Raw genomic sequence first — 1,811 nt, forward strand, 5'->3', positions numbered from 1 at the left:
GGCCGCGGCGGCGGGGCCGGCGCGGGCCGCGGCCGGGCACAGCGTCCTCAGGGCGGCCAGGATGTCGAGACCGCTCTCACCCTGTCGTTCCGCGAGGCCGCTCTGGGCGAGACGGTGCAGATCAGGCTCTCGTCCGCCTCGCCGTGCCTGACCTGTCACGGGAGCGGTGCCCGCCCGGGCACCAGCCCCAAGGTGTGCGGCACCTGTCACGGCGCCGGGGTCACCCAGCGCACCCAGGGGGCGTTCGGCTTCGCCGAACCCTGCACCGACTGCGGCGGCACCGGGTCCAAGATCGACGATCCGTGCCCGGACTGCGCGGGCAGCGGCGTCACCGACCGTGCCCGCACCATCAACGTCAAGGTGCCCGCCGGGGTCCAGGACGGCCAACGCATCCGGCTCTCCGGCCAGGGCGAGGCCGGCTTCCGCGGTGCGCCGTCGGGCGACCTGTACGTGACCGTCACCGTGCAGAAGGACGCCGTGTTCGACCGCGACGGCGCCGATCTGCTCGTGGATCTGCCCGTGTCCTACCCCGAGCTGGTGCGCGGCGGGCAGGTGTCGGTGCCCACCCTGACCGGCCGGGTGACCGTCAAGATCCCGGCCGGGTCGCGTGACGGGCAGATCCTGCGGGTCCGTGGTCGCGGCATCGCACGCAAGTCCGGGACCGGTGACCTCAAGGTCACCCTCCGGGTGGCCACGCCCCCCGCCGGGATGGCCGAGGCAGAGCTCGCCGCGTACGACGAGGCGCTGCGGGCGGCCGGCTTCGATCCACGGTCGGGCTGGGCCGGGTCGGCATGAGCCCCCGGGGGGACGTGGGGGACCTGGGCCCCGACGACAGCGTCCTGGTGATCTCCGTGGCCGCGGAGCTGTCCGGGTTGCACGCCCAGACCCTGCGCACCTACGACCGGCTGGGGATCGTCACCCCCGAACGTACGAGCGGTGGAGGTCGCCGGTACTCGCTCCGCGACGTGGCCCTGCTCCGCGAGGTGCAGCGGCTCAGCCAGGACGAGGGCGTCAACCTCGCCGGGATCAAGCGCATCATCGAGCTGACCAACCAGGTCGACGCGCTGCAGTCCAGGGTCCGCGAGCTGGTCGACGAACTGGCGGAACTCCGCTCTGGGTCGGCGCGCGGCCGGGCCGGTGGGGAGCTGGTCCACGTGCCGCGCTCCACCTCGGTCGTGGTCTGGCGGCCCCGTCACCAGCGCGAGGACCGCTGAACCCCGAGCCGCCCGCATGGTGAAGGAATTGTCCTAGGGTAGCCTTACCTTTTACAGTGGTCCGGTGACGATCGAGCAGGTGGGCCATACCGGGCGGGTGGGGGGACTCGCGGGGCCACTCGCCGCCCGCGGGCGGGCCGTGGCCGTGATCAGCGACGACACCACCCTCACCTACACCGATCTCGCCCTCCGGGTCTCCGCCCGGGCGGCCGAGTACCCGGCGGTGGCGTCCGGGCGCCGGATGATCGGCCTGGTCGCGGGCAACACCTGCGACTTCCTGGTGGACTACCTCGCCGCGCACGAGGCGGGTCACGCGATCCTGCTCCTGCCTCCGGAGAGCGCGGCCACCCGAAGCCTCGTCGACTCGTGGACCCCGGACGTGGTGGCGGGCGCGGGCGAGCCGATCGCGGCCTCCGCGCACCACACCCCGCCGCGCCACGAGCTCCACCCCGACCTGGCCCTGCTGCTCAGCACCTCGGGGTCCACCGGGTCGCCCAAGCTCGTCCGCCAGTCTCGCCGGGCCGTGCTGTCCAACGCCGCGGCGATCGCCGAGTACCTGCGCATCGAGCCCGGGGACCGCGCCATCACCACTCTCCC

3 protein-coding genes are annotated in these 1,811 nt (G+C 73.7%); all 3 read left to right on the top strand.

From position 1 onward, the window contains the following. Nucleotides 1–795, top strand: a 795-nt coding sequence (locus G6031_RS13890) for a DnaJ C-terminal domain-containing protein (RefSeq protein ID WP_182653576.1), incomplete at its 5' end; no start/stop codon positions are given. Beyond that, entirely contained in the window at nt 792–1,214 is a 423-nt protein-coding gene (locus G6031_RS13895) for a helix-turn-helix domain-containing protein (protein ID WP_179523529.1), read from the top strand. The genes G6031_RS13890 and G6031_RS13895, both read left to right, overlap by 4 nt. Nucleotides 1,215–1,278: 64 nt before the next feature. Further along, nucleotides 1,279–1,811, top strand: a 533-nt coding sequence (locus tag G6031_RS13900) for an AMP-binding protein (protein WP_347238502.1), incomplete at its 3' end; no start/stop codon positions are given.

This window comes from Dietzia sp. CQ4, from assembly GCF_014145125.1.
In the GTDB taxonomy this organism is placed as follows: domain Bacteria; phylum Actinomycetota; class Actinomycetes; order Mycobacteriales; family Mycobacteriaceae; genus Dietzia; species Dietzia natronolimnaea.